Source organism: Caballeronia choica (assembly GCF_001544535.1).
Lineage (GTDB): Bacteria > Pseudomonadota > Gammaproteobacteria > Burkholderiales > Burkholderiaceae > Caballeronia > Caballeronia choica.
On sequence record NZ_FCON02000020.1, the window covers coordinates 28375 to 49713 of the forward strand.

Here is a 21339-nt window from a genome sequence, read left to right on the forward strand (position 1 = left end):
TTAGCCTTCGATGATGGGAATTCGACCTTGGTACACGACACCCCCTGAAATGCGCATGAAGTACTGCAGGTTCGGCAAGCTATGGATGAGCCGCACTGGGATCAGCGGCACCTTCTCCAACTGCAACGTGCGCGATTGAGATCCGCTGAACTCCATCGCGTGCGATTCGGTCGTGGTGTTGGTGCTATTCGAGATATTCACCACTCGAATCGCTGTCTCCCCCACCTTGTCCGAGAACCATTTGGCGGTGTCGCTATCTTCCAATCTTAAAATCACCTGATTATTTAGGTTTCCTAAAACCTGCAGCATTTTTGCTGCGTTTCCGAGTTTCGCCTCGAGGTCGGCCCGCGCCTGGAAGGCAACGAAGGCCTTGAAGCCCGCGCCCCGCCCCTTGTTCAGGATCTGAATCACTTGTTCGTTGATCGCTTCAGCGATCTCATCAATGATGAGAACGACGTCGGGCTTCTCCAAATAGAAGTTGTAGATGGAGCCGCACACCGCCGCCACATCCGACAGCGCCATCGAGGCTATTGCTTTCTGGACAATGTTGTTCGACAGGGAATCGAGGCCCATGTAGAGGACCGCCTTCTGCTTGATGATCTTGTCGATGTCCCAAATCTCCCGCTCGTCCTCGAAGTCGTCGGCCTTTGGCGCGAGCATCAGGCCAGTTTCCCCGGTGGCGAGCATCTGAAGCAACGGCAACGCTGAGGCGATGATCCGCATGTAGTGCTCGCGGTCATGCGTATAAGTGGCAATCAGGCCATCGATGGTTTCGTGCCCGCGATCGTCGGCCGCGAACCGGTCAATGTATAGCTTGGCCATGCCGTCGACGAGCGAGACATCATTACGGCCGCGCGCGTCCTTGACGGTCGCGATCACGACAAGCTCTTCCCAGTTCGTCAGGTCGTTTGCAACGAAGAAGCGGCGTAGGCACCGGTCAAGCAGCGTGCCGATGCCTGATTGCGCATACTTGAGGATCGAGCGCAGGTTTGGCTTGTCCCCCACGTACAGCTCGCCTTTTACCGCACGGTCGATGAACAGAAACGCGAAGTCGCGGAACGGCCCCTCTTCCATCAATTGCGCGATGCGAGAAGGGATTTCGGACGGCTGTGACCAGTTCTCGAGCGGGTTGAGCCGGATCGACTCATTCGGCTTGGCCTGGTTGAAGTAAAGAAATTTCCGGCCGGCGCGCGCACATTCCTTTTCCACGCGGTTCTTCCAGTCGTCGTCGTTCTTCGGGTCGACGATGATCAGCACGTCCTTCGGATTGTAAATGACTTGGGTGGAGATGACCTCGTAGGTGCGAGTCTTTCCGGAACCTGTCGTACCTCCGACGAGCGTGTGACCGCCCATCGCCTTGTAGTGGAACGGCACACGGACCTTTTTCGGCTCCATGCCGTGAATCCAGGACGAGCCTTGCGGCATCCGGTCGCGTACGCTGTCCTTGGGCGCAAATAGCAGCTCGATGCGTGTCTCGATGGCGCGACCGATCTCGGTTTTTGAAAGCCACCGGGGCAACGACGGGATGTCGGTCACCGGCATGCGCAAAATGTCGTGCGCGATCTGCGTATGCTTCTGCGTCCACTCGAAGCCAATGCCAAGGTACATGGAGTCCTCGCGCTCGCGCATCGTCTTTTGCGTGGCCAACAGCGTGCCGATATGAATCCTGCTCAGCCACTTCGTTGAAATAGCCACGCGAAAGCTCAGCGCGCGCCAAACCTGATATCCCCGTACGACCAGCAGCGCAAGGCTCGCCAGTGCGAACGCCCAGCCATACGGCATGCCGGAAGCCAAAATACCGACGATGGCGACCGGCCAGATAGTCAGTGGCCGAAATTCGTAGATCGGACGAAAATGATTGACGTAGTTCATGCCGCAGGCCGCTCCATGATCAGCCGTCCCGCGCGCTCAACGATGCAGATGTCGTTTCCAGCCGCGCGCATCAGGAGGCTGCGCTTCCTGAGCTGCTCCACGAGCGTGTCACTCGTCAAGCCGTATGCGCCGATCAGGCGCTTCTGAACCGTCAGCCCCTGCTCTCCCCACGCCACCTTGGCCTTGCCCGCGGCCACGTCGTCCGCGAGCGCGCGGAAAAACTCCCGCATCATCGCGGCGCCCGGTCCGAGAACCTCGTTCAGCTCCTCATCGCTCGGGCCGGAGCGCGACGCCTTGCCTTCACTCGGCGCTACGCCGGCCGTCGCCGGGTCCGCAGCCGGCGCGCGTGGCGTGCCGGATGATGGGGGCGGTGCCGACGCTTGAGCTGAGAGGTCACTCGCGGCCGCGTTGGCGGCCTGTGCTTCGCTGCGCTCCAACGCATCGAGCAAGGACTGAGAAAACTGTGAACCCCTCGGCGCAGACGGCTGCGCCGATGCCTGTGCCGGATCCACCGGAGCGGGCGACGCGGTCGCTTTTTCGGCAGGGGCGGCCACCGCGCTCGAGGGTGCGGCCGCTAGAGTCGTTGCGGGTGCCGCGGGCGCCGTAGGTGTCGCCGCGCCGGCAGGTACGGTCACCGCCGCGACTTGCGGCTGAAGCTCAAGCGCAACATGGACGGCCGGCGGCACGTCAAACTTCACCGGAGCGAACACGCCACGTTGAGCTTTTCGCTCGAAGTTGCCCGCGACATCCATCGCTTGGCGAACGACCTTATGCACCAGCGCCTCGAACCCCAACGGACTTCTCTCCGGGTTGATCGCTCCGAAGAGATCGGCAAGCACCGCCGTATCGAGCCCGGACAGCAATTCCGCCGAGATCACCGTCTGGGCGAACATCGCAGTGCGCATCCGCTCGCCTTTGAGTGCCGTCGGGCGGCGTTGAACCAAATAGTCGCCATCGCTAATCCAGGTGCCGAACGCGCCGTGCGCGCCCGGGTTCCACGGTGTGCGGTCCGACACCCGGATGAAGTCGAAGTGACGGCACGGTTCATCCAGAGAGGAACAAGCCGCCGCCAGAAACACCGCGTAGTTGTACTGGGGCTCCAACCGCCGGCGCTTATCGGAGCTCAGGTCGGCAGCAAATTTCTGGCCACCAGCGAGCCGCAAGGCGTAAAACGTCGATTCGACCGTCGCACGGAAAGCGCCGCCCGGCTCGGCGTGGAGCTCGGGCGTCAACGGCATGGACGAGAACCACACAGCGCAGCGCCGAAGCACCGAGAGCCATTTGCGCTCGAACTCCGCCTGCGTGCTCTCGTTGGCGCACTGGCGCACGAGTTCGATGCGCTTTTGGTGAGTCGCGAGCAACGCATCGGATGCGATCGGATGATGGGCGCTCGACATCAGAAGAAACCCCGCGCCAGCTTGAGCGGACCCGTGCCAGTCGCGCTCGCTCCACCACCGAATATGCCCGCCAGCTTTGGAATTTCGAACGACAGCAGCAAAATGAACACGGCCAAGTTGAACACAAAACCGGAATTAACCGTCGTTCCTGCATGTTGCGCTGACGCGGCAACAGAATCTGCGATTGCGTGACCCATAAGCTTCATCAAAATTGCGACCGCGACAACGTACATGCCCGCGCTGATCATCCAATCGAGCCACTTCACGAAGTAGTTGCGCGTATAGCTGGAGAATCCCAACGCAATGGCAATCGGGCCGAGGACGATACCGAAGGCTGCCTGAACTTGCCCAATCGCCGAAAAGTACATGAAAACGACCGCTGCGATGCACATCGCCAAAAATGCAAGAGCCAACATGAGGATGTCCGCAACCATCCCGTTCATGTCTGTGGCGGCTCGAAGCACACTTACCTGCTGTCGTAACGCATCCAGGATCGTTCCGCCTAACGTGGCCATCTGTGTCGCGGCCGAGTTGCTCGTTGCGCCACCAATTTGGACCGCAAGATCGTTGAACCAGCTGTAAAAGCCCGGCGCAGCCGTCGTATAGCCCAGATAGAGCGCCACAAAAACGCCAACAATGGCGATCTCCTCGAACAGATTCACCCATGCGGCGATAGGGTGGTGTGTCCCGGAGAACCTCACCCCTGCCAGAACCAGGGTGATAACGCCCAGCCCCCAGGCAAACTTGTCGGCTTCTTTTCTGACGCTCTCGCTTGCAGTGACGGCGGTCGAAATCAGGTTGCCGACGAGCCCGCTGATCTGGGTCAACGCTTGGCTGGATCCGACAGCAAAATCACCGGCCCTGTTCGGATTCTGTGATGCTGCAGACGTCGACGAGGACGTCGAGGCCGTGGTGCCGGCGGAATCTGTCTGGGCGAACGCGGACGCACAGCCGAGGCTCGCGACCAAGAACACGCAGACGCTTACGAGAAAAGCGCGCACGGTGCGCGAAAAGCAAAGGTTCGACACTTATTGCCCCAGAACGGTCGACGAGCTGATTTTCGCTTTGTACGTCTCGCGCTCGCTGTCGAGCTGCGCCTTGAGCGCGGCGCGCGCGGTGGTACTCGCCTTGTCGTCGGCCGCCTTCGCGGACTGTTCGACAGCATCGCTCTGCTGCTTGGCGGCCATCATTTGCAGAAGATCACCGTTCTGGCTCGCGACGATATCGAGCATGTGGGTCGTCAGTTGCGCGGTTGCCTCCATCGTCGGCGACATGTTCAACTGGTCCTGAATCTCCTGGCGGCGTTTGGCGAGCACCCCTACGTGGGAGATGACGTCATTACCCTGTTGAAACAGTTGCCTGGCCATCTTGTCGTTGTTCTCGATGAGCGTATTCTGGTCCGCGAACCACTGAGAGGCCGTCTTCCCGGACTGCGTAATCAGAGCCTGGACCTTCGTCGCATACTCGGCGTTGCTTTGCAGACCGCCATAGAGGGACTTCAGGCCGTCGGTGTACTTCGACAGACTCCCGATGTCGCCGTTGATCGTCGTAATCTGCGCCAGCATGGCGGCCGGATTCAGGTTGGTCGCCTGCTTCAGTTGATTGAGCATCATCTGGTACTGGTAGATCAGGTTGGTGTCTTGATAGACCTCCCCCTTCACCGCCGCTGCCGCGGTGATTGTGTTTTTGACGAAGTTCGTCGGATCGAACACGGTCGTCCACGCCCCCGCCTGTTGCACGAATCCGAAAGTCAGTACGGTCGTGGCAAAGCACCTGATCAGCTTTTTCATCATGATGGGAAGGCCCCGCGAAATCTTAGAAGTTATGCGTTTGCGAGCACGTCTCGCACATACGCGTCTTGCCAGTTGTCGACGCCTGACTTCATATGCTTGTCGAGCAGCGCTTGCGCACGCCCATCCGAGCGGAGGTAGGCGAGCGCCTCCTTCGAGAAAGCAGCCTGCAGCATGCGGGTCTGAGTCGACGTCACCCACAGGTAGTCACGGTTCGGCACTGCGTCGGTGATCATCTTGATCTGGTGCAGCGTGAGCCCGAAAATCTCCTGATAGAGCTCCAGATTGTTGATGGCGTCGCTGTTCGGCAGGTAAATCAGGTTCGGGATGTTCTCTTTCAGAATCTCGAAGTTCGGCACACGTCGCAATTGACCGAGCGACTGCGTCGCCATGAGAAGGCCAGCGTTGAGCTTGCGAATCGTCACCGCCCAGATTTCGAGGCGCGCGTAAAACTTGGGGTAGGTGAAAAAGAATCCCGCTTCTTCAATTTCGATCACGGTGTAGCGCTTGCCGTCGAGAATTTGCGCGATCCGGTAGAACGCGTAGTCCATGAAGAGCGCGGCGGCGACCGGATAGTTCTGGAACAAGTCGCCCATCTCGATCGACAGATCATCCGAGAGCGAGAAGCCGTCCTCGACGTGGTCGAAGAATCGACCGTTCTTCTGACCGCTGGTCCACACCTGCAGGCGTTCGCGCAAATCGGCGGGCAGCAGCGTGTACAGACCTGACAGGCACCAGTCCTCGCGCTCGTAGGCGCCGGCCAAGGCCACAATGCTGTTGTAAATTTCGGTCTCTTGCGTCGGGGTGCAGGTGTAGTCTTCGCCCTCGATCACGAGCTTGACCCATTCCGCCACGTAGGCCCAATGCTTCTCCCCGCCGATCAGGGAGAGCGGATTCACAGACGTCGCCGCCTCGAACCGGCCCGTCGCATCGATGAAGCGTCCGCCGCCGAGCAGGGTCGGGATGCGGGTCGAACGGTCCTTGTCGAACCGGATGCGCCGTGCACCGTGACGGCCTGTCTGCGACAACAGGAAATTGAGCATCACGGACTTCCCGGCCCCGATTGGGCCGACGACGAGCGTGTGAGCCTTGCCACCAGGGTGATGCAGGTCGACGTTCTGCAGGGTCCGATGGCGCGTGGGCAGCACCGTGAGCGGCCCTGTCTTGCTGCCTGATTGCTGCGTGAGCCATTCGTTGACAGTCGCTCCCTCGCCGACACTGCAAAGCGGGGCGATGTCCGACACGGCGGGAGTCTCGACAAATTGCAGGCGTTTCTGTTGATCCCAACGCCCAGGCAGTGTGGAGGCCCATGCCGCGAATAGATTGTCGGTCTCCTGAATCACCCCGAAGCCCGCGTTACCAATGACGCCCACGACCTGACGCGTTGCGTCCTCGCACTCTTCCGGCGTGCTGCCGTAGACGACGATCGAGATGTTGGCGAACCCGTACTGCTGGCCTTCGGCGTCCAGTCTCGCGAGTGCGTCGCTCGCCTCCTTTGCCAATAGCTCGCGGCCTTCGTCGTTTTTCTGTTCTTCTTTTGTCGCCCACTGCTTGAGGATCGCGACAGGATTGAACGCGGCGGCCTTGTAGAAGCCCCGGATCTTTTTGATGTAGGCACTCGCACGTGAAGAGTCGAGAAACCGGTACATCACGCACACGTCTAGCTCCGCATCAACTTGCGAGAGCACGTCGAGCGATGCCTCCTGAAAGCCCATCCATTCCTTGACGCCAATGATGCGCGCGTAGACCTTGCCGTGCGCGGACTCGAACATGAGTTCCTTCGCCCCGATCGTCACGAACGTCTCGGTCAGGTGCGTATCGAGCATCGTCACCGGATAGCGCACGCGGCGCTTTGGCGTGCTCGGATTCGCTCGCTGATGGAGGAGCGACAGTGCGTTCTGCAATTGCAGACGTCTCATCTTCAAGCGCGTGACGCCGCCGGTAAAACCATCGATCACGGCCTCAAAGCGCTTGATTTCGTTCTGGAGCTTGGTGAGGTCGAAAACGAACGCACTTCGCGCCAGAAGCAGGTCCTTCGCGGCTTCGAACAGCGCGACGGCCAGATTCTTGCCGCCGACGGTCATGTGGTAGCCGACCTTGTCGAAGATGCGGGAAAGTCCGGTCTCAGGTGTGAATGCAAGCGAGAGCGAGTGCGAGTTGCGGAAATACTTGCCGCTGCCAATGTTGGACCGATTGATGGCGTCTACACGCGCGTCTGCGGTTGACGAAAAATCGCCATCGATGGTGCCCTTCACCCGTCGGTGTGAGACCCGCCACCACGCCGTGACGCGGTGATCGAAGTTCCGGCATGCGTGATCGAGGTTGTCGCGCGCGGCGCTGATGTCGCCCGGATTGGGTGTGTCGGCGTCAATTCCTTCGAACTCGAAGACCGTCAGGAGCGACCCGTCCTTATCGAGCACCAGTTCGGGCGTGACCATCGTCATCCACGGCGCGATTTCTTGCACCGGGCGCTTGGTGAAGGTCATTTTCAGCATGGGAGGTCCTGATCGAATCCGTACGGGCGCTTGAACCGCGCGCCGCTCTTTCCATTGGATCCCGGCTCATACACGTCCGGATAGCGGTTGTAGACCAACATGACCAGTCGCCACCACGGGTCTTTCGAGCTTTTCCAGCGCAGGAAAAGATGCACGATTACGCCCACCACCAGAAACGACGGACTCCAACTGGTGTACGAGAGCAACGCGGTGAGCGTGCCGTTCAGAATCGCAAGCATGCGATCGGCGCCGCCCATCTGGCGTGGCAAGGAAAGCCCGCGACTGACCTTGTGCTGGCGCATATCAGCAGGCGTTGGTCATGTGGAAGTGATCGCGCATGATCGGCACAGCCACCGAAGCGATGCCGAGGCCGACCAGCACCACCGAGAACGTCTTCGCGATATTGCTTTCCGAATTGGCCACTGCGACACCGCCGAGCGTGATGAGCACGATCCCGATGCCGTACAGATAGGGGCCGCTGATCAGGTTGCTGATCGTGCAGATAATGTCGGTCAGGCCCGTAAGCGACGAGTAGTCGCCTGCCGCCATCGCCGTGATCGATACGACGCTCAGCAGCGCTCCAGCGAGCATCGGTCTGCCGGGCCGTAGCTTCTTCGCCACCGCAGCAGCCGTGCTCATCACCTTCTTTCCCTTCATGTTGATACTCCCGTCAAAAAACGCGTTGTAGGTCATAGTCGTTGTTGTGAAAGCCCCGGATTTCGAGGATCTCGGAGACGTGGCGCATCTCGCCGGTGCGTTTGAAATGCACCACATAGTTGAAGCAATCCGCGATGTTCTTGCGCATGTCTTCAAGTTCCCATCGGGATCCCGGCGGGATGCCCAACATCGCGAGGCTCTCCAAACGGCTGAGTGCCGTGCGAGCGTTATTGGCGTGAAGGGACGCGAGGCCGCCGTCGTGGCCGGTGTTGAGCGCTTGCAGGAGGTCGTAGGCTTCGCCGCCGCGCACTTCGCCAACGATGATTCGGTCAGGGCGAAATCGCAGGCAGAGCGCCACCAGAAGTTGCGTGGTGACGTTGGTATCGATGTTCGAAAGCAGTCGAACGCGATTTGGTACGTAGAGCTTCAACTCCATCGTGTCTTCGATGGTGACCACACGCTGGTCAGCCGGGATCGTGCCGATCAGTGCGTTCAGGAAGGTCGTCTTGCCCGCCGAGGTGCCGCCGGCGACAAGTACGTTTTTTCGCGACTGCACGAGCGCGACCAGGGCGCGCATCAACGCCTCGTTCTCGATGCCTTCGTCGAAGTGAATGGCTTCTGCCGCTGCGGGACGCGCGTGGGCGGCGGAGAACGCCCCCATGCTCACGTAGTCCTCCATCGTGAGCTTGGATTCGCGGTGCTTGCGGATGCTGAGCGCGTGGCCGTCGATTGCCGTGGGGCTCATCACCGCGGCAACCCGCAGATTCTGATGACCGGCGTTGATGATGCCCTTGTCGCTGCCGGCGCGCGCGGACTTGTCCACCGACGAGGCGAGCGCACGGATCGCGGCCTCGAGATGTTGCGGACGCAAATCAACGTTCACGCGGGACATCACGCCGCGATGCTCAACCCAGACGTTGCGGTAATCGTTGATCATGATTTCCGCAAGCTCGGGCGCGTCAAGCTGTTCTTTCAGTGGCGAGAGTGCCTGAAAGAACATGCGTACCGCCTCAGCTTCGAGCGGGCGCAGTTTTAGCAAGTGATTGTCGGCAGAGTCGGTCATGCGATGCTTTTCGGGCGATCTAACAATGCGACTATTGTTGAGGGAACCCTGGCGCGGCAGGCCGCAAAAGCGATGTGAAATCAAGCGGCTTTCGCTGATCCCGAAGATTAGCGATGGGCTGGGGGCCGTCGAGACGAGTACGACCGCCGGGGACCGTCACCGAGACCACCATTGATATCTCGTCGAGGACCCGCATTGCCGTGAGACGGAGTGGATGTAACGTGTTACATCCACTTTTGAGGAAAGACCCCGAGAATCGTATAGCTTTCGATCCCACACCGCGCGGGAGAGACGGTAGGGTTTTTGTAGAATGGGCTTTTCGAGCCAACATGTCATCGGCTATGCGCGTCGGCCGCCCGGTCAAACCTCTTCCTCAACCTCATTGCGAGTACTGCGGCAAGGCTGCGGTGCTTGCACGCGTCGGCGACGAAGCCTACCCGTACCGCGACGATCATGGACCACTATGGATTTGCGCTTCATGTCAGGCGTGGATCGGCACCTTCCCGCGCAGCGCGCGTCACGTCCCGCTCGGGCGACTCGCGGATGCGACGCTTCGAGATCTGAAAGCGAAACTACACGCGGCGCTCGAACCACTCGTACAGGCGAAGATGCGACGCGACGGCTGCAATGTCTTCGAAGCACGCGCCAAGGGCTACCGGTGGCTCGCCAAGCAAATTGGGCTAGAGCCGGAGAAAGGCTCGATTCACGCGCTCGACGCTGAGCAGTGTGAGCGAGCAATCGCGATCGTCGAGCAATTCGAGCGGCAGCGCGGACGCAGCAGCCCTTCAGAATCGGCCTGGGACGATCGTTAATCCAAACCGGTCGATTCTATTCGTCCATGACTCGGCCACCTCTTTCCAAGCGCTCAGCCCGGGCGGGGCGCGCGCGGCTCGAAAAAAAGCGCTTGCTGCCCATCCCGCGTGCGGTCGCCGACGAACTCGCCCTCCATGCTCACCTCTCGTTGGAGGCCATTGGCGCCGACGTGGACGAAATCCCTCCCGCGCAGGCCGTCTCTGAGGTCGTTCTGCTCGCTCGGTATCTGTCCGACGCAAGGCGCGGCGTGCTTCCCGATGAAACGTGCTCGCCGCAGACCGCGCGATGGCGGGGGTGTGACTGCGGCCGTGATACGGGCAGGTGGGACGTTTCCTCACAGGCCATTTTCGCGTTGCTGGCCGCGATTGTCTGGCTGTACGACCGTCAGTTGCAGACCGCGCCGCTTGCCGCGTTGACCACCACGAGTGACCGACTTGACCGGTACAAAGCCGGCGAAGCCTATCAGCCGTTGCAAAAGCGGCGCGCATAAAGACAAAAAGCCCCGCATTGCGGGGCTTCGTCCTTCAGAAAACATGTCCGGGCACGCCCGGGTCTAGCAAATCACTTCCACCGTTTCGCCGAACGGCGCCTTCCGCGCGCGCGTAAGCCGCGTGGTCGACGCCCACAGCACCGGAAAGTGCGGCACAACGGCCGGAAAGCGTCCCTCCATATCGGTCAAGTAGACCAGAAAGGCGGGATTCAATCCGTCCGCAATGACGCGGTTGAATGGGTCGGCGAAAGCCGTGCCGCCCCCGCCACGCACCGGCTTGATCTCCGGCGAGTCGCCTCGCTCGAAAATCTGCACCTGCGTCACGCGCGTATCGCAATCCATCACGACCAGCCGCGCCGGCTTCAACGAGTGAAATACCGACAGGATTTCCGCATCGAACTGCGCCTGCGTGTCGTCGAACACCGAGCCGCTCGAGTCACGAACGAAGACTGCATCTCCTATCGCCGGGGTATGCAGCGCGGGCAAGTAAAACCCGAGATGCAGATACCGTCGGTTCGGCGCCGCGAAGCTGTAGTCCGACGGCGACGACTGCTGCGCGAAGCGATGGAGCACCGCGCGCCAGTCGACGACCGGCCGAGCTGCCTCCCCCGCCATTGCCAGCAAATCACCGGGCAGCTTGCCGCGCATCGCGGCCGCTTTCGCGGCCTGAGTCACCGCGACCTTCCACTCGGTTTCCTTCACCGGTTTATCCGGCCCCTTGTAGGGGCGGACTTCGCCGAACGAACCGTTCTGAGACGCGGGTTTGTCGCCAGGCTGCTGCCCTGGCGACAAACCCGGCTGACCGGACGAACCCGGCTGTGGCTGCCCTTGCGAGCCTGATTGCTGCTTGAGCTGGCCGGGATGCGGCTGCTGGGCGGGAGGCTGTTTGTTCTTCGCCTCCTGCGTCAGCAAACCGTAGATCTCTTCCGCTGATTTGCCGGTGTAGCGCGCGTCGACCAATGCCCCTTTCGGCAAGACCATGCCCGCCGACAGTACGATCGGATTGATCGCATAGTCGCAGGCATCGTTCCATCGGTCCGGATCGCGCGGGCCTTGGCGCCAGCAATGGCCGTTGGCCACATGCAGCACTTCGTGCGCAACCACGCCGCGCACCTCCAGGTCGCTCAGGGTGTTGAGGTACCCCGGGTTGTAGCCCAGCGTTTCCCCGTCCACCCAGAAGGTCTTGGCGGTGCGGTCTTCGGCGACTTTCAATCGAAGCGCGAGTGCCCCGAAGAAAGGTTGCGAAAGAACGAGCTCGGTTCGCTGCCGGGCAATGCGCGGATGGACCGCGCCACTGCCTGACATGCTTCCTAGCACCATCGCATTGCGGTCCATGATGCCCCCTTATGCGGCGAAGCGCAGTTGACTTGAGCGCTCCGATTCGATTTCCATCGGTTCGGGCGGCATACCCATGAACGCGGCCATGAGTCCCTCAATCTCCTGCGCCATGCTGGCCACCTGAGAACGAAGTACTCGCGACTCCTTCAAGTCCGCACCCGTGTGAACCGTCAGATGCGTCTTGGCCTGTTCGAGAATATGCGTGAGCTTCGGGTCGTTGAAGAAGTTCAGCTTCGGCAACAGCCCGCACAGCTCGCGCACGTTGTTGGCAACGTCCAGCCGGACATTGCCCGTCGCATAGAGGCGCGAGGCCATTTGCGAGACCGCCTCATAGAGCCGGCCCACCAGGTCGTCGTTCGCAGTCGCAATCGAAGCAAGGACATGCTCGTCCAGTTCGCTTTTGAGCAAGGTCAGTACGTTTTCGGGCAACTCGACGCCGAACTGGCTGGCGTCCGGAAACGGGAGCACCGCCATCTTGATGCCAAACTTCGTAGACAGCTCAGCGAGGGTCGGATAGTCCGCCTCGTTGAACAGCCCATTCAGTTCGGCCCGCGCGGCTTCCTTGAGAGTCAGGTAGTCGGTCAGAAACACGGAGACCGCCAGGTCGAACTCGTCTTTCAACGAGCGCATCTTTTCGGCGAACTCCATGTAGACCATCGTCGGCAAGAGCCGCACGCCCAACTGGTCGTACTTCAGCGTGTGGTCGTAGAAGTACGAGCGGATGCGCCCGGCGAGCGTCACGACTTCGGCGAAGCTCGGCGCGTGCTCGGGCAGCAGGCGCTTGTTGAATCTGCCGATGCCCTTCGCATGGTGCTTGCTCTCGACCTCCTGCGTCACCTTGCCGTCGAATCGGCGGGCGACCCACGTGGAAATCGTGACCGAGCAGAGCATGACCTTCGATTGGAGGGAAGTGATGTCCATGAGAAAACTCCGCTTAGAAATGGAATGGTTGAAACAAGAAAAAGGGCCCTGCGAGTCGGAAGACGCGACGGGGCCAGAGGTACGGCTTGAGAAAGCGAAAGAAAGACGGCGATTACTCGCCGCGGATGATTTGCCCGATCGGGCCACCTTGCGCGGTGATGAAGGCGTACGAGTTCTGGATCTGCGGCGTGCGTTGGACCGCATCGCGCACCAGCAGGGCCGCAAACTCGCGATGCCCCTCGCCAATCAGGCGCTCGGTGTAACGCACCACCCGATCGAAATTCGCCTCGTTCGCGCGCGCTGCCAACGCGGTTGCGATCGCATACAGCGCCGAAGGCGTTGACGGGATGACGGCCGTGTCCGGCGCGAGCAGAATCGCGTCGGGCTGCGGCAGCTCGCGGAAGATCTGCAGGAACGCGACCAGTTCTGTAGCCGCGCCCTCGCCCACCGATCCCGCATAGGAGATGTGTTCGAGGTGCTTGGGGACTACGTCCATGGTTCTCGCGACGAATCCCCAGCTACGCGGGTTCGGTGTGTTTTCGATATCGCGCGAGACCTTCTGCACAGACAGCAGGTCCGGACGGAAGCGCAGGAACGCAATGAGCGCGGGCGGGAGACTCTCGCGCACGGCCCACTGCGTCCAGTCGTCGATCGTCGGTTCGAGCTCGACCAACGTGGCGAAACGGGAGATCACCGGATCGAGGATGCCCGAGACGCCGGCGTTGTCCGTTCGGCGATTGGTCGCCGCGAGGAACGTGACCTGCGGCGGCAGAACATGCTCACCGACGCGCCGCGCGAGCAGCAGTTGCATCTTCGCGGCTTGCACGGCGGGCGAGGCCTGTCCGAGGTCATCCAGGAACCAGATTAGCGGGCGTCTGGCGGTCATCGCGCGTTCCAGATCCCCGAAGGGCAGGAACTTGGCGGTGGTGCCGTCGGCCGAGGGAAACGGCAACCCTTTGGAGTCGGTCGGATCCTCGACCACCGGATGGCTGATAAGCAACTCGTGGTCAGTCGCTCGCGCGGTCTGTTCGACGATGTCGCTCTTGCCGATGCCGGGACGGCCAGTGATCAGGACCGGCAGGCGCTTCGGAACGTACAGCGAAAGCAGTTCGGTGAGTTGCGCAGGCGTGACTTTCATGACGGGTTCCTTGGAAAAAGAGAAACCCCAGAAAGACCAAGCCCGAAGGGACGATGGTCCCTGTGGGGCGAATGGATGTGCCGGTGAATTGGCGGATCGATGCGTCGGTGACGCGGGTGATAGAGCCAGTGTACGAAGCGGCGATTGTCGCGAGCATCCGAATCGTCGCGATTTCGTAGCCCCTTACGATCTGGCCAAGGTGCCGCGGGCAAAAAGAAGCCGGCGCGCGAGCGCCCGTGGGAGAAACGAACGACTTATTCTGCTGAGCGTTGGACCACCACTCGCGCGCAATTTAGCGTGCCGCCCTTGGCCTGCTGCGCGCGGCGCAGACGCCGGATCGGATGGAACAATGAGTAGCGCCGCGTGGCGCCCCGAGTCGAACTGCCGATCCGCGTGAACCCGGCGGCGACCGACTGCTCGACAAATTGTGCATCCTGGACGACGACGACGACGGCGCCGCCGGAGAGCCGGACACGCGTGCGCTGAGCACGCTCGCGCGCCCGAGTCGCGTTGGCCTTCGAGACCCCGTGTTCGCGTGCTGCCGCTGCATCACGTTCCCACTCGGCTTGTTGGCGCTCGGCCAACGCTGCCAGAGCAAAGATCGCGCGCCGGCGAGCCCCTGCCTTCGCACCGATCAGTTTGACGCCGAACACCTCTCGCACCGCCTTCTTTGACCAGCGATTCCAGTCGTCGGGCCGGTCAAGCAGCTCCAGCAGAAAGGCCATATCGGCGCTGTCGATCGCAGCGGACACACGGTTGGGATACTCGTAGGTCTGGCGTCCGTGATCGAGCACCGCGACCTGCCGGTGATACGCCAGCGTGCGAAGGCTCATGTTGCCCTTCGCGCGCTCGAACTCGGCCTGCGCAAGCTCCGTCTCACGCCGCTCGTCCGCCATGATCCGGCGAAGCACTTCGGCAAACTTCGAGACGGGTTTGCCCAATGCCACCGGCGACGAGTAGGTTTCGGGCAGTGCGCGGGGCGATGAGGCCGTGCCGATACAACAGATCGTCGACCTCGACATGTGTCGGCTCGTTGGGCGCGAGGTCCATCACCATTGCGAGTAGCGCCGCATTGTCGGACGAAATCGCCGTACCGGTATGCCGAAGCAGACTCAACAACGGCCGCAACTTCGCTAACGGCACGGCGCCACGCAGTTCCGGCACGTCAAGGAGTACCTTCGCCCACTGCATATCCGAGCCGAAGGGCTGCTCGCTATACTCGGCCAGAACGTCGGCCGGGACGTCGCGCGCGGCAGCCAGAGCGTAGCCGACGTGTACCTCGTGACGCCCGCTACGCTGGCCGCTCGCCTCGTATGCTGGACCGGCATAGCCGAACCCGAATCGCCGTTCGCACTCGGTTTCGAGCAAGTCGCGGAAGTCGAGTCCACGGCCACCGGCGTCGGCATCGGCCTGCCGAAGCTGATCGGACGAAAACAGGTGGAGCGGCCGCGAAGCCAGGTCGAACAACGAGTGAAGAAGCTTCCAGTGCGAGCGGCGGATTTGCCACGCCTCGCGGCGCTCGCCTGCCGGTCTGAAGTAGGCGCCGTCGATCTCGTCGAGGAGCGCGAGGAACAGGTGGCGTGCATGACCCGAGCAGCGCAAAGTCAACCTACCGTTGTACTTGGTGACGCACAGCGGGTGTCCCGCGTGGCTCAGGCTAACTTCTGAAGCTTCCAATGCCGAAAGTCGGTTGTCGTGCTGGAGCAGGTCGAGAACTTCGATCAGCGTGCGAAACGACGCGGAAAAGTTGAGGGTGGAAACATAAAACATGGCCGATTGCGCCCGGAAAAGGAAAAAGCAGGCAATCGGTCCCTGTCGGTCGAGCGCCCGCCAAGGGTGAAGCGCCGAGCGGCGCGCAGGAAAATTTAGCTACGCAGTTATGCGACGTCGAGCGCGTGCGCGATGAATCGCGCAAGGTCCCACGCCTGATGGCTCGAGAACACCTTTGCCCGCAAAAGCGGCATCACGGCGTAGGCCCGCCTGAGAGAGTCGACCTGTTCGGGACAAAAGATCCAGTCAACGTGGATGATCCAGCCTTCGGACATGCCGATGTGGACCGACACGGCTATCCGATTCCAGGCACTGCGTTGTGGCCAGGGTCTCGCGAAGCGCGCGCCGCTGGTCGCCTCGTCAGGGTCGTCATTGAGATTGGCTGGACAGATCCATTCCGGTTCCAACTCGCTACGGCCCGGCGCCGAGGACAATTCGGACCAGACCTGCTCGACAGTCTTGCCATCGATATCGAGCCGTTGGCGCTCAGGCGACATGGCTGCCGCGAGAACCGCGGGTTGAGTGACGCCGGCCTTGCCGAACGGGATGCTGGAGAGTGGATGTTGCATTTGCGGCTCCTGAATAGAAAAGACGCGCCCGAAGGCGCGTCATGGAATTACAAAAAGCGAAAAAAAGCCGCACCCTCAAAGATGCGGCTCTACTTTTGACGCCTAGCCTGTCAGGCTGAACCGTGAATCATTTGCACCACTCGCGTTCGCAATCGCGCTTTTGCCCGTTATGGTTTGTCCACATGAAAAACGCAACCACGGACGCGCCAAAGACCAGGGTGACAATTTTCGCAGCCACGTTACTCTCTTTCATATGCAAGAAACCCACGTACCAAAATATGACTCCGAGCACGACAAGACTGACGGCGTTGAAAACGGTCATGGCGTCCCACCGCGTCACAGCATTGACGTAGCCGAAGGCGCCAATAACATACGCGGCCGAAAACGTATGAAGCAACCGACCGTTTTGCTGCCGCTGCTCTTTCGTCGGAAAAGCTATGGAGTTCACAACTGCCGCGCCAGCGGGCCATTCCGAGACGTCAACGTCACGCAATAGTTGCCACCGGGCTCCACGATTACTGGTGCCGAAATAGCCCTCGTACTCCATGGTGAGCGTCGGAGAGCAGTCATTGTCTTTCATCACGCCGATCAACCGACCTAGCCGCGGCGGGATGCTCTCGGCGCGTCTGGCGACGTCGAACGACATCTTGTCCACCAGCGTCAAGCCGCAGGTATATTCCACGCTGACCTTTGCCAGCTTCATCAGCGCCCTCCAATCTTCAGATCGATTCCGCCGGCGAGCCGCAGGCCATCCAGCATCGCCTGATAGCCGGCCTGGGATTCGAGTTGCTCCAGCGAAACGTGGTTTTCGCCACCGCCTGTGAGATCCGAGCAACCGCGGCGCGTGCGAAAACTGAATGCAACGCCCGCACCACGGCGTTTTTCGAGCACATCGACGAACAACGTCTCGGTGCGCAGAGAGACACGAACCGTGGAATTGCGGCGCCCATGATTTGCAACGATCTCGTGCGCGTGCGCGCCGAGCCGCAAATCTTGAGCAACACGACGCAGCACGCGGGTCGCATGCCGTTGCAGCGCCGCCTTTGCTCCGGTATTGACGCTACTGCGGTTCGCATAAAACACTCGGGGAAATTTCATGATGAGCCTCGGAAAACGCGAGGCAGGTCCCTTGCGGGGAGCCTGCCCCGCAAGGGTTTTGCGCGATGTGCACCGCGCGAAGTGGAAGAGGTCGCTACGAAACGACGCGACAGATCAGTCCGTAATCCGGTAGCCGGATCCATTCGAAACGAGATAGACCTGTTGGCCAGGTGCGAACCGCTGGTCGTCGACCTGCGTGACGACCACGGTCTGTCCATTGGCGCGGCGAAGGTAGATCTCGACACCGCTGTGGCGCGACAACGTCGCGCTCACGCGCTGCGCGATCAGACCTGATGCCGCGCCGGACAAAGCCCCGGCAACAAAGCGGCCGCTCCCGTTCCCTATCACCTGAGAACCGAGGAACGCGCCCGCCGCCGCGCTGACGAGCGAGGAAATGCCCGAGGTGTCCGAGGTACGCTCGATCGTGATCGGACGAACTCGCAGGATGGTTGCCTGTTCGAACTGCCCGATATGCTGAATGTCATAGCGCTGATACGTATTCGGCGAACCGAAATCAGGCGTTGCACAGCTAGTCAGAGCTGAGAGGAGAACGACGGACCAAAGAAGCTTGAACACGATTGCCTCGATTAGTGGAAGCGAGGCAATCCATCCCCGATGGGCAGATTTGCCCCATAGGGAAGAAAAGATGACCTAACGTGAAATGGAAACTAGCGCGGTCAGTGCGTGACCGACGCGATCGCGACCGAGATGGACAGCACGCCGACAAGAAACGACAGCATCTTCCAGGCTTCAGCGTCCTGTTTGGCGTACCAAGCAAGACTGCTGAAAGCGTATTTGAGCACGCGGAACATAGGCAACTCCTGGGCGAGCAAGGGAGCTTTCCGTGACGGGTAGATTCCACCGAGACAAAGAAAAAGGCCGGCAACAAATGCCGGCCCAAAAAATGCCATCCGTGATGAGAATGGTCAGAGACAGAAAATTAACGTACTCGGAGAGGAGCCGTTTGGAGGTCGATGCGCCGAAGCGCGGGGAATGGAGATAGTTTAGGCGCTCGCACGAGCTCGCAAGATCCGAAACATCATCGATTCCACTCAGCTTTCACTTTTCGCATGACAAGAAGCGACCTTCGAAACCCTCTCCCCCGCTACATCTATGCAAACTCTAGGCTCGCGCCCGAAAATCTACGGCCCGAAAAGCAAGCCAATCCCCACGCATATCCGCAAATTGCTCCGGCGCCCCTGCCGCTAAACTGGATTCCATGGTGCTGATCAGCGCACCTGAAGGAGCGAACCGAGACTCACTGAGCAAGCCGACTTACCTATATCGTGTACCGGACGCAGTGGAAGCTCGAAGTAGCCTAGCAGCACCAAGAAGACCGTTGCTGCCGCTTCTCGTTGGATAAGCGTATCGAAGTTGCTGTAGATGGGCCGTAATCGGTAGCGATGTAACGCTGGGACCAAGCAGGAGTTGAAGCAGGAAAGGTTGTAGCTGTACCGCAGTGCCGCAGTACCCACCGAAGTTGCCAGCAGTAAAAGTTGATGTTGCGCCCCGCGCCGGGACATTCCGGGCGGGGCACTTCCTTTGGTGCGCCGTCCGCCGGCTTGACTTTCGCGCCCAGCTGCGAAAACGGATCATCGTTTTCGATCTTCTCCGCCATGTCACTCACATCGATCTTTCGTCGCTTCGCGAGCTTGTCACCCCGAAGGCTACAGTGCCGATTCCTTGGAAGGGAATCGGCATCGTTTAGTCCGCGCTTTTACTCTTTCGAACTTTGCGCGGCCCTTTTGCGGGTGGCTTCGATAGGTCATATCCGAAGCGCGCCCATGCGACAGGGTCCAGTGGAATCGGGTTCGTGCGGCCCGTCTTCAGGTTCACGAAGACCCCCGAAAACGGCACGGCGCCCGTCGTGAACATCGCCCACAGCAGGTTGAACGCTTGAACCGCGATCGCCTGATTGATGACCAACGACTGCTTGCGCAGCGCGTCGGCCATCGAGCACGAAGGCGTCTCGTCTTTCGCGTCGAGCGACGGATTGATGAGTTCAGGAAACAACTCGCCCACATGGGGCAAGCGCTCCGGGTTCGCTTTATTCGTTTGCTGAAAGCGCGCCGGCTCCGACTGACCAATGACGACCTGGCCACGGTCGCTGCCGTTGCCACAGTCGAGGTAGTACAGGGCGCAGGCTTTGGTCGCATCGACAATCGCGCGACGAGCCGCTCGCGTATCGACACAACCGATCACCAGATCGACGTTGTAGCAAGCCACACTTTTCGTGAACCGGGAGGTTTCCGCCCGCCAGTTCGTGCCCATGAGCATGTTCAATCGATTGACGATGAGTGAGGCTTTGTACTCACCCATGTCGTTCGGATAAAACCCCTGCCGGCCGACGTTTGTCGGGCTGACCCGGTCGTCGTCGTAGACAGTGCACTCGATGCCGCCGGCGTGGCCTAGTTCCAGCATCGCGTGATGCAGGCGAGCCAGATTGGGCAAGACCGCGCTGCCCGTCCCTCCGGCTCCCACGACGATAACTCGCCACGGCCGCTCGATCATGCTGGCAGGCAGCATATGACGCAGTACTGTGCTCATAGCGCCTCCGTCGTCGAGAGCGTCGCCCGAACAGCGGCGTACCAAGCTGCAGGTACCCGCTCCACGGTTTCAAAGACTCCCTTTGCACAAAGACGAAGCGCCATGCTCGGGGTGTGCGAGGTGCAGTTGCCGATCACCAGCGCGAATTTGATTTCGTGCCGGTCATCGGTATCGTCCGTGCCCGAGAAGAACGCCGGGTGCAGCCCATGCGAGTGGCAGTCCACCACCCGCACCTCATCGGGCCCCAGAATTGGCGGCTCATATCGAAGTGCCGACGCCGAATGCGACAGGATGGTCACCGGAGCAAGGCGAAACCGCTGCGTCGCCGCACTCCAGACGATCCAGGCGCCCGTTTCGTTCGGAGAAGCCGCGCGCGCTGTGCGCGCGAACTCGCCCACCAACGCCTCAGGTACGCGCTCACACATCAGCCGTGTCGATTCGGCAACTTCGCCGTAGGGAATGGCGGTGGCCACCGAGTACGCCGCGATGCGTCGCACCAACGAGAGCCACGGCTGGTTGATTTCAAGAAATACGCCGTTCTGAGCAATCAACAACCGCTCGCCGAATGCCTGCATCGGCTCCGCCGGCTCACGCCGGGGAACCATCACGGTGGGGAACGAGCGCTGCAAAGCCAGATCTGCTGCGTTCACAATCAGTCTCCAAGTTTCCCGCGGATGAGGTCTGCGAGGGTTGCGTTCATGGGGATGAGAAGGTCCTTCGGAAACTCGCCCGGGTATTCGCCGTCGAGCATGGCCTTCCAGAAAGCAAATTCACTCTTCGGATGGTTCACACGCTTGCCACCGTGGTTGGGGTGCGTGAATGCCGATTCGAAGAAGCCGCATTCCCAGCCGGCAATGGATTCGATGTCGATGCGCTTCGGGACGTGAGCTGACCCGATGCAAATCTTTCCGAAATCCCAGGTGTTGAAGTAAGGCGGTTCGTGCAGCGTCGATTCAGGGGTTGGGCGGCTGTCTTCTTGCAGCGCGAACACGCTAAATCCGCGCGACGCTGCATAGAACACCAATCCAGGGTGCGGCACGATTGCCGTGCGCTTACCCAACTCTCGACACTCAAAAAACACGCGTCGCAAACCCGGTCTGCACCACCAGATCACCGCGCTCTGGCTCACCGCCAACACGGTCTCAGGCAGAAACTCCGCCCTCGGTGCCGCGTTCTGCGCAAGCTCATTCAAGCACCCGATCAACGCCGCACGGTCAATCGGTCGCCCCGCGCCGATCGTTGGACGGTCATCGTCGTTTGAGATCGGATGAACCGTCCCATACACCGTCTGACCGCCCCGCTGGGCGTATAGCAAAATGGCTAGATTGGCCGCGACTTCCGCGCCGTGGCCCGGACCCAGGTTCAAGCCGTTCATAGAAGC

At 60.7% G+C, this 21339-nt stretch carries 23 protein-coding genes; 2 read left to right on the forward strand and 21 right to left on the reverse strand.

The window, feature by feature from the left end:
* From traD to AWB68_RS11855, 8 genes are all read right to left on the reverse strand, one after another.
* Nucleotides 1–1872, reverse strand: coding sequence for a conjugative transfer system coupling protein TraD (traD, locus tag AWB68_RS11820; protein WP_087644536.1), 1872 nt, complete (start codon nt 1870–1872; stop codon nt 1–3).
* Nucleotides 1869–3269: a TraI domain-containing protein gene (locus AWB68_RS11825; RefSeq protein WP_087644537.1), complete on the reverse strand. Its 1401-nt coding sequence runs from the start codon at nt 3267–3269 to the stop codon at nt 1869–1871. Before AWB68_RS11825 ends, traD begins: the two co-directional genes overlap by 4 nt.
* Nucleotides 3269–4096, reverse strand: coding sequence for a type IV secretion system protein (locus AWB68_RS11830; protein WP_235028285.1), 828 nt, complete (start codon nt 4094–4096; stop codon nt 3269–3271). The genes AWB68_RS11825 and AWB68_RS11830 overlap by 1 nt, the downstream gene beginning before the upstream one ends.
* 201 nt (nt 4097–4297) lie before the next feature.
* On the reverse strand, nt 4298–5062 hold the full coding sequence (locus AWB68_RS11835) for a type VI secretion protein (protein ID WP_087644539.1): 765 nt from the start codon (nt 5060–5062) through the stop codon (nt 4298–4300).
* Between the two features lie 29 nt (nt 5063–5091).
* Nucleotides 5092–7554: a VirB4 family type IV secretion system protein gene (locus tag AWB68_RS11840; RefSeq protein ID WP_087644540.1), complete on the reverse strand. Its 2463-nt coding sequence runs from the start codon at nt 7552–7554 to the stop codon at nt 5092–5094.
* Nucleotides 7548–7856 (reverse strand): VirB3 family type IV secretion system protein, encoded by a 309-nt coding sequence (locus tag AWB68_RS11845; protein ID WP_087644541.1) that lies wholly within the window; start codon nt 7854–7856, stop codon nt 7548–7550. Before AWB68_RS11845 ends, AWB68_RS11840 begins: the two co-directional genes overlap by 7 nt.
* A 1-nt stretch (nt 7857) precedes the next feature.
* Nucleotides 7858–8211, reverse strand: a complete 354-nt coding sequence (locus AWB68_RS11850; RefSeq protein ID WP_087644542.1) for a conjugal transfer protein TrbC — start codon at nt 8209–8211, stop codon at nt 7858–7860.
* Nucleotides 8212–8224: 13 nt separating this feature from the next.
* Nucleotides 8225–9274, reverse strand: coding sequence for a TadA family conjugal transfer-associated ATPase (locus AWB68_RS11855; RefSeq protein WP_087644543.1), 1050 nt, complete (start codon nt 9272–9274; stop codon nt 8225–8227).
* 341 nt (nt 9275–9615) lie between these two features.
* Between AWB68_RS11855 and AWB68_RS11860 the strand changes: the two genes are divergently transcribed.
* Together AWB68_RS11860 and AWB68_RS11865 are read left to right on the forward strand one after the other, a co-directional pair.
* A complete protein-coding gene (locus AWB68_RS11860) occupies nt 9616–10086 on the forward strand; it encodes a zinc-finger-containing protein (protein ID WP_087644544.1) in 471 nt (156 codons plus the stop codon).
* A 92-nt stretch (nt 10087–10178) separates the two neighbouring features.
* Nucleotides 10179–10577 carry a hypothetical protein gene (locus AWB68_RS11865; RefSeq protein ID WP_235028286.1) on the forward strand — a complete coding sequence of 133 codons (399 nt, stop codon included), beginning with the start codon at nt 10179–10181 and terminating at the stop codon, nt 10575–10577.
* A gap of 63 nt (nt 10578–10640) precedes the next feature.
* Here AWB68_RS11865 and AWB68_RS11870 read toward each other — a convergent pair whose 3' ends face one another.
* The 13 genes from AWB68_RS11870 to AWB68_RS11925 form a co-directional block, all read right to left on the reverse strand.
* The gene (locus AWB68_RS11870) at nt 10641–11912 is read right to left on the reverse strand and encodes a vWA domain-containing protein (protein ID WP_087644546.1); all 1272 of its coding nucleotides are present in this window, start codon (nt 11910–11912) and stop codon (nt 10641–10643) included.
* 9 nt (nt 11913–11921) lie between these two features.
* Nucleotides 11922–12836 carry a hypothetical protein gene (locus AWB68_RS11875; RefSeq protein WP_087644547.1) on the reverse strand — a complete coding sequence of 305 codons (915 nt, stop codon included), beginning with the start codon at nt 12834–12836 and terminating at the stop codon, nt 11922–11924.
* Between the two features lie 112 nt (nt 12837–12948).
* The gene (locus tag AWB68_RS11880) at nt 12949–13974 is read right to left on the reverse strand and encodes an ATP-binding protein (RefSeq protein ID WP_087644548.1); all 1026 of its coding nucleotides are present in this window, start codon (nt 13972–13974) and stop codon (nt 12949–12951) included.
* A 254-nt stretch (nt 13975–14228) separates the two neighbouring features.
* Nucleotides 14229–14915: a hypothetical protein gene (locus tag AWB68_RS11885; protein WP_125482919.1), complete on the reverse strand. Its 687-nt coding sequence runs from the start codon at nt 14913–14915 to the stop codon at nt 14229–14231.
* Nucleotides 14851–15744 (reverse strand): hypothetical protein, encoded by an 894-nt coding sequence (locus tag AWB68_RS11890; protein WP_087644550.1) that lies wholly within the window; start codon nt 15742–15744, stop codon nt 14851–14853. Before AWB68_RS11890 ends, AWB68_RS11885 begins: the two co-directional genes overlap by 65 nt.
* A 107-nt stretch (nt 15745–15851) precedes the next feature.
* Nucleotides 15852–16313: a hypothetical protein gene (locus AWB68_RS11895; protein ID WP_087644551.1), complete on the reverse strand. Its 462-nt coding sequence runs from the start codon at nt 16311–16313 to the stop codon at nt 15852–15854.
* Nucleotides 16314–16440: 127 nt separating this feature from the next.
* Nucleotides 16441–17016, reverse strand: coding sequence for a hypothetical protein (locus AWB68_RS11900; RefSeq protein ID WP_087644552.1), 576 nt, complete (start codon nt 17014–17016; stop codon nt 16441–16443).
* Nucleotides 17016–17411 (reverse strand): hypothetical protein, encoded by a 396-nt coding sequence (locus AWB68_RS11905; protein WP_200828679.1) that lies wholly within the window; start codon nt 17409–17411, stop codon nt 17016–17018. Before AWB68_RS11905 ends, AWB68_RS11900 begins: the two co-directional genes overlap by 1 nt.
* 114 nt (nt 17412–17525) lie before the next feature.
* On the reverse strand, nt 17526–17987 hold the full coding sequence (locus AWB68_RS11910; RefSeq protein ID WP_087644554.1) for an outer membrane lipoprotein: 462 nt from the start codon (nt 17985–17987) through the stop codon (nt 17526–17528).
* 101 nt (nt 17988–18088) lie between these two features.
* Nucleotides 18089–18223, reverse strand: a complete 135-nt coding sequence (locus tag AWB68_RS50780; RefSeq protein WP_268810923.1) for a hypothetical protein — start codon at nt 18221–18223, stop codon at nt 18089–18091.
* 892 nt (nt 18224–19115) lie between these two features.
* Nucleotides 19116–19958: a PRTRC system ThiF family protein gene (locus tag AWB68_RS11915; RefSeq protein WP_087644555.1), complete on the reverse strand. Its 843-nt coding sequence runs from the start codon at nt 19956–19958 to the stop codon at nt 19116–19118.
* A complete protein-coding gene (locus tag AWB68_RS11920; protein ID WP_087644556.1) occupies nt 19955–20608 on the reverse strand; it encodes a PRTRC system protein A in 654 nt (217 codons plus the stop codon). Before AWB68_RS11920 ends, AWB68_RS11915 begins: the two co-directional genes overlap by 4 nt.
* Before the next feature lie 2 nt (nt 20609–20610).
* A complete protein-coding gene (locus AWB68_RS11925; RefSeq protein WP_087644557.1) occupies nt 20611–21333 on the reverse strand; it encodes a PRTRC system protein B in 723 nt (240 codons plus the stop codon).
* Nucleotides 21334–21339 lie beyond the last annotated feature (6 nt).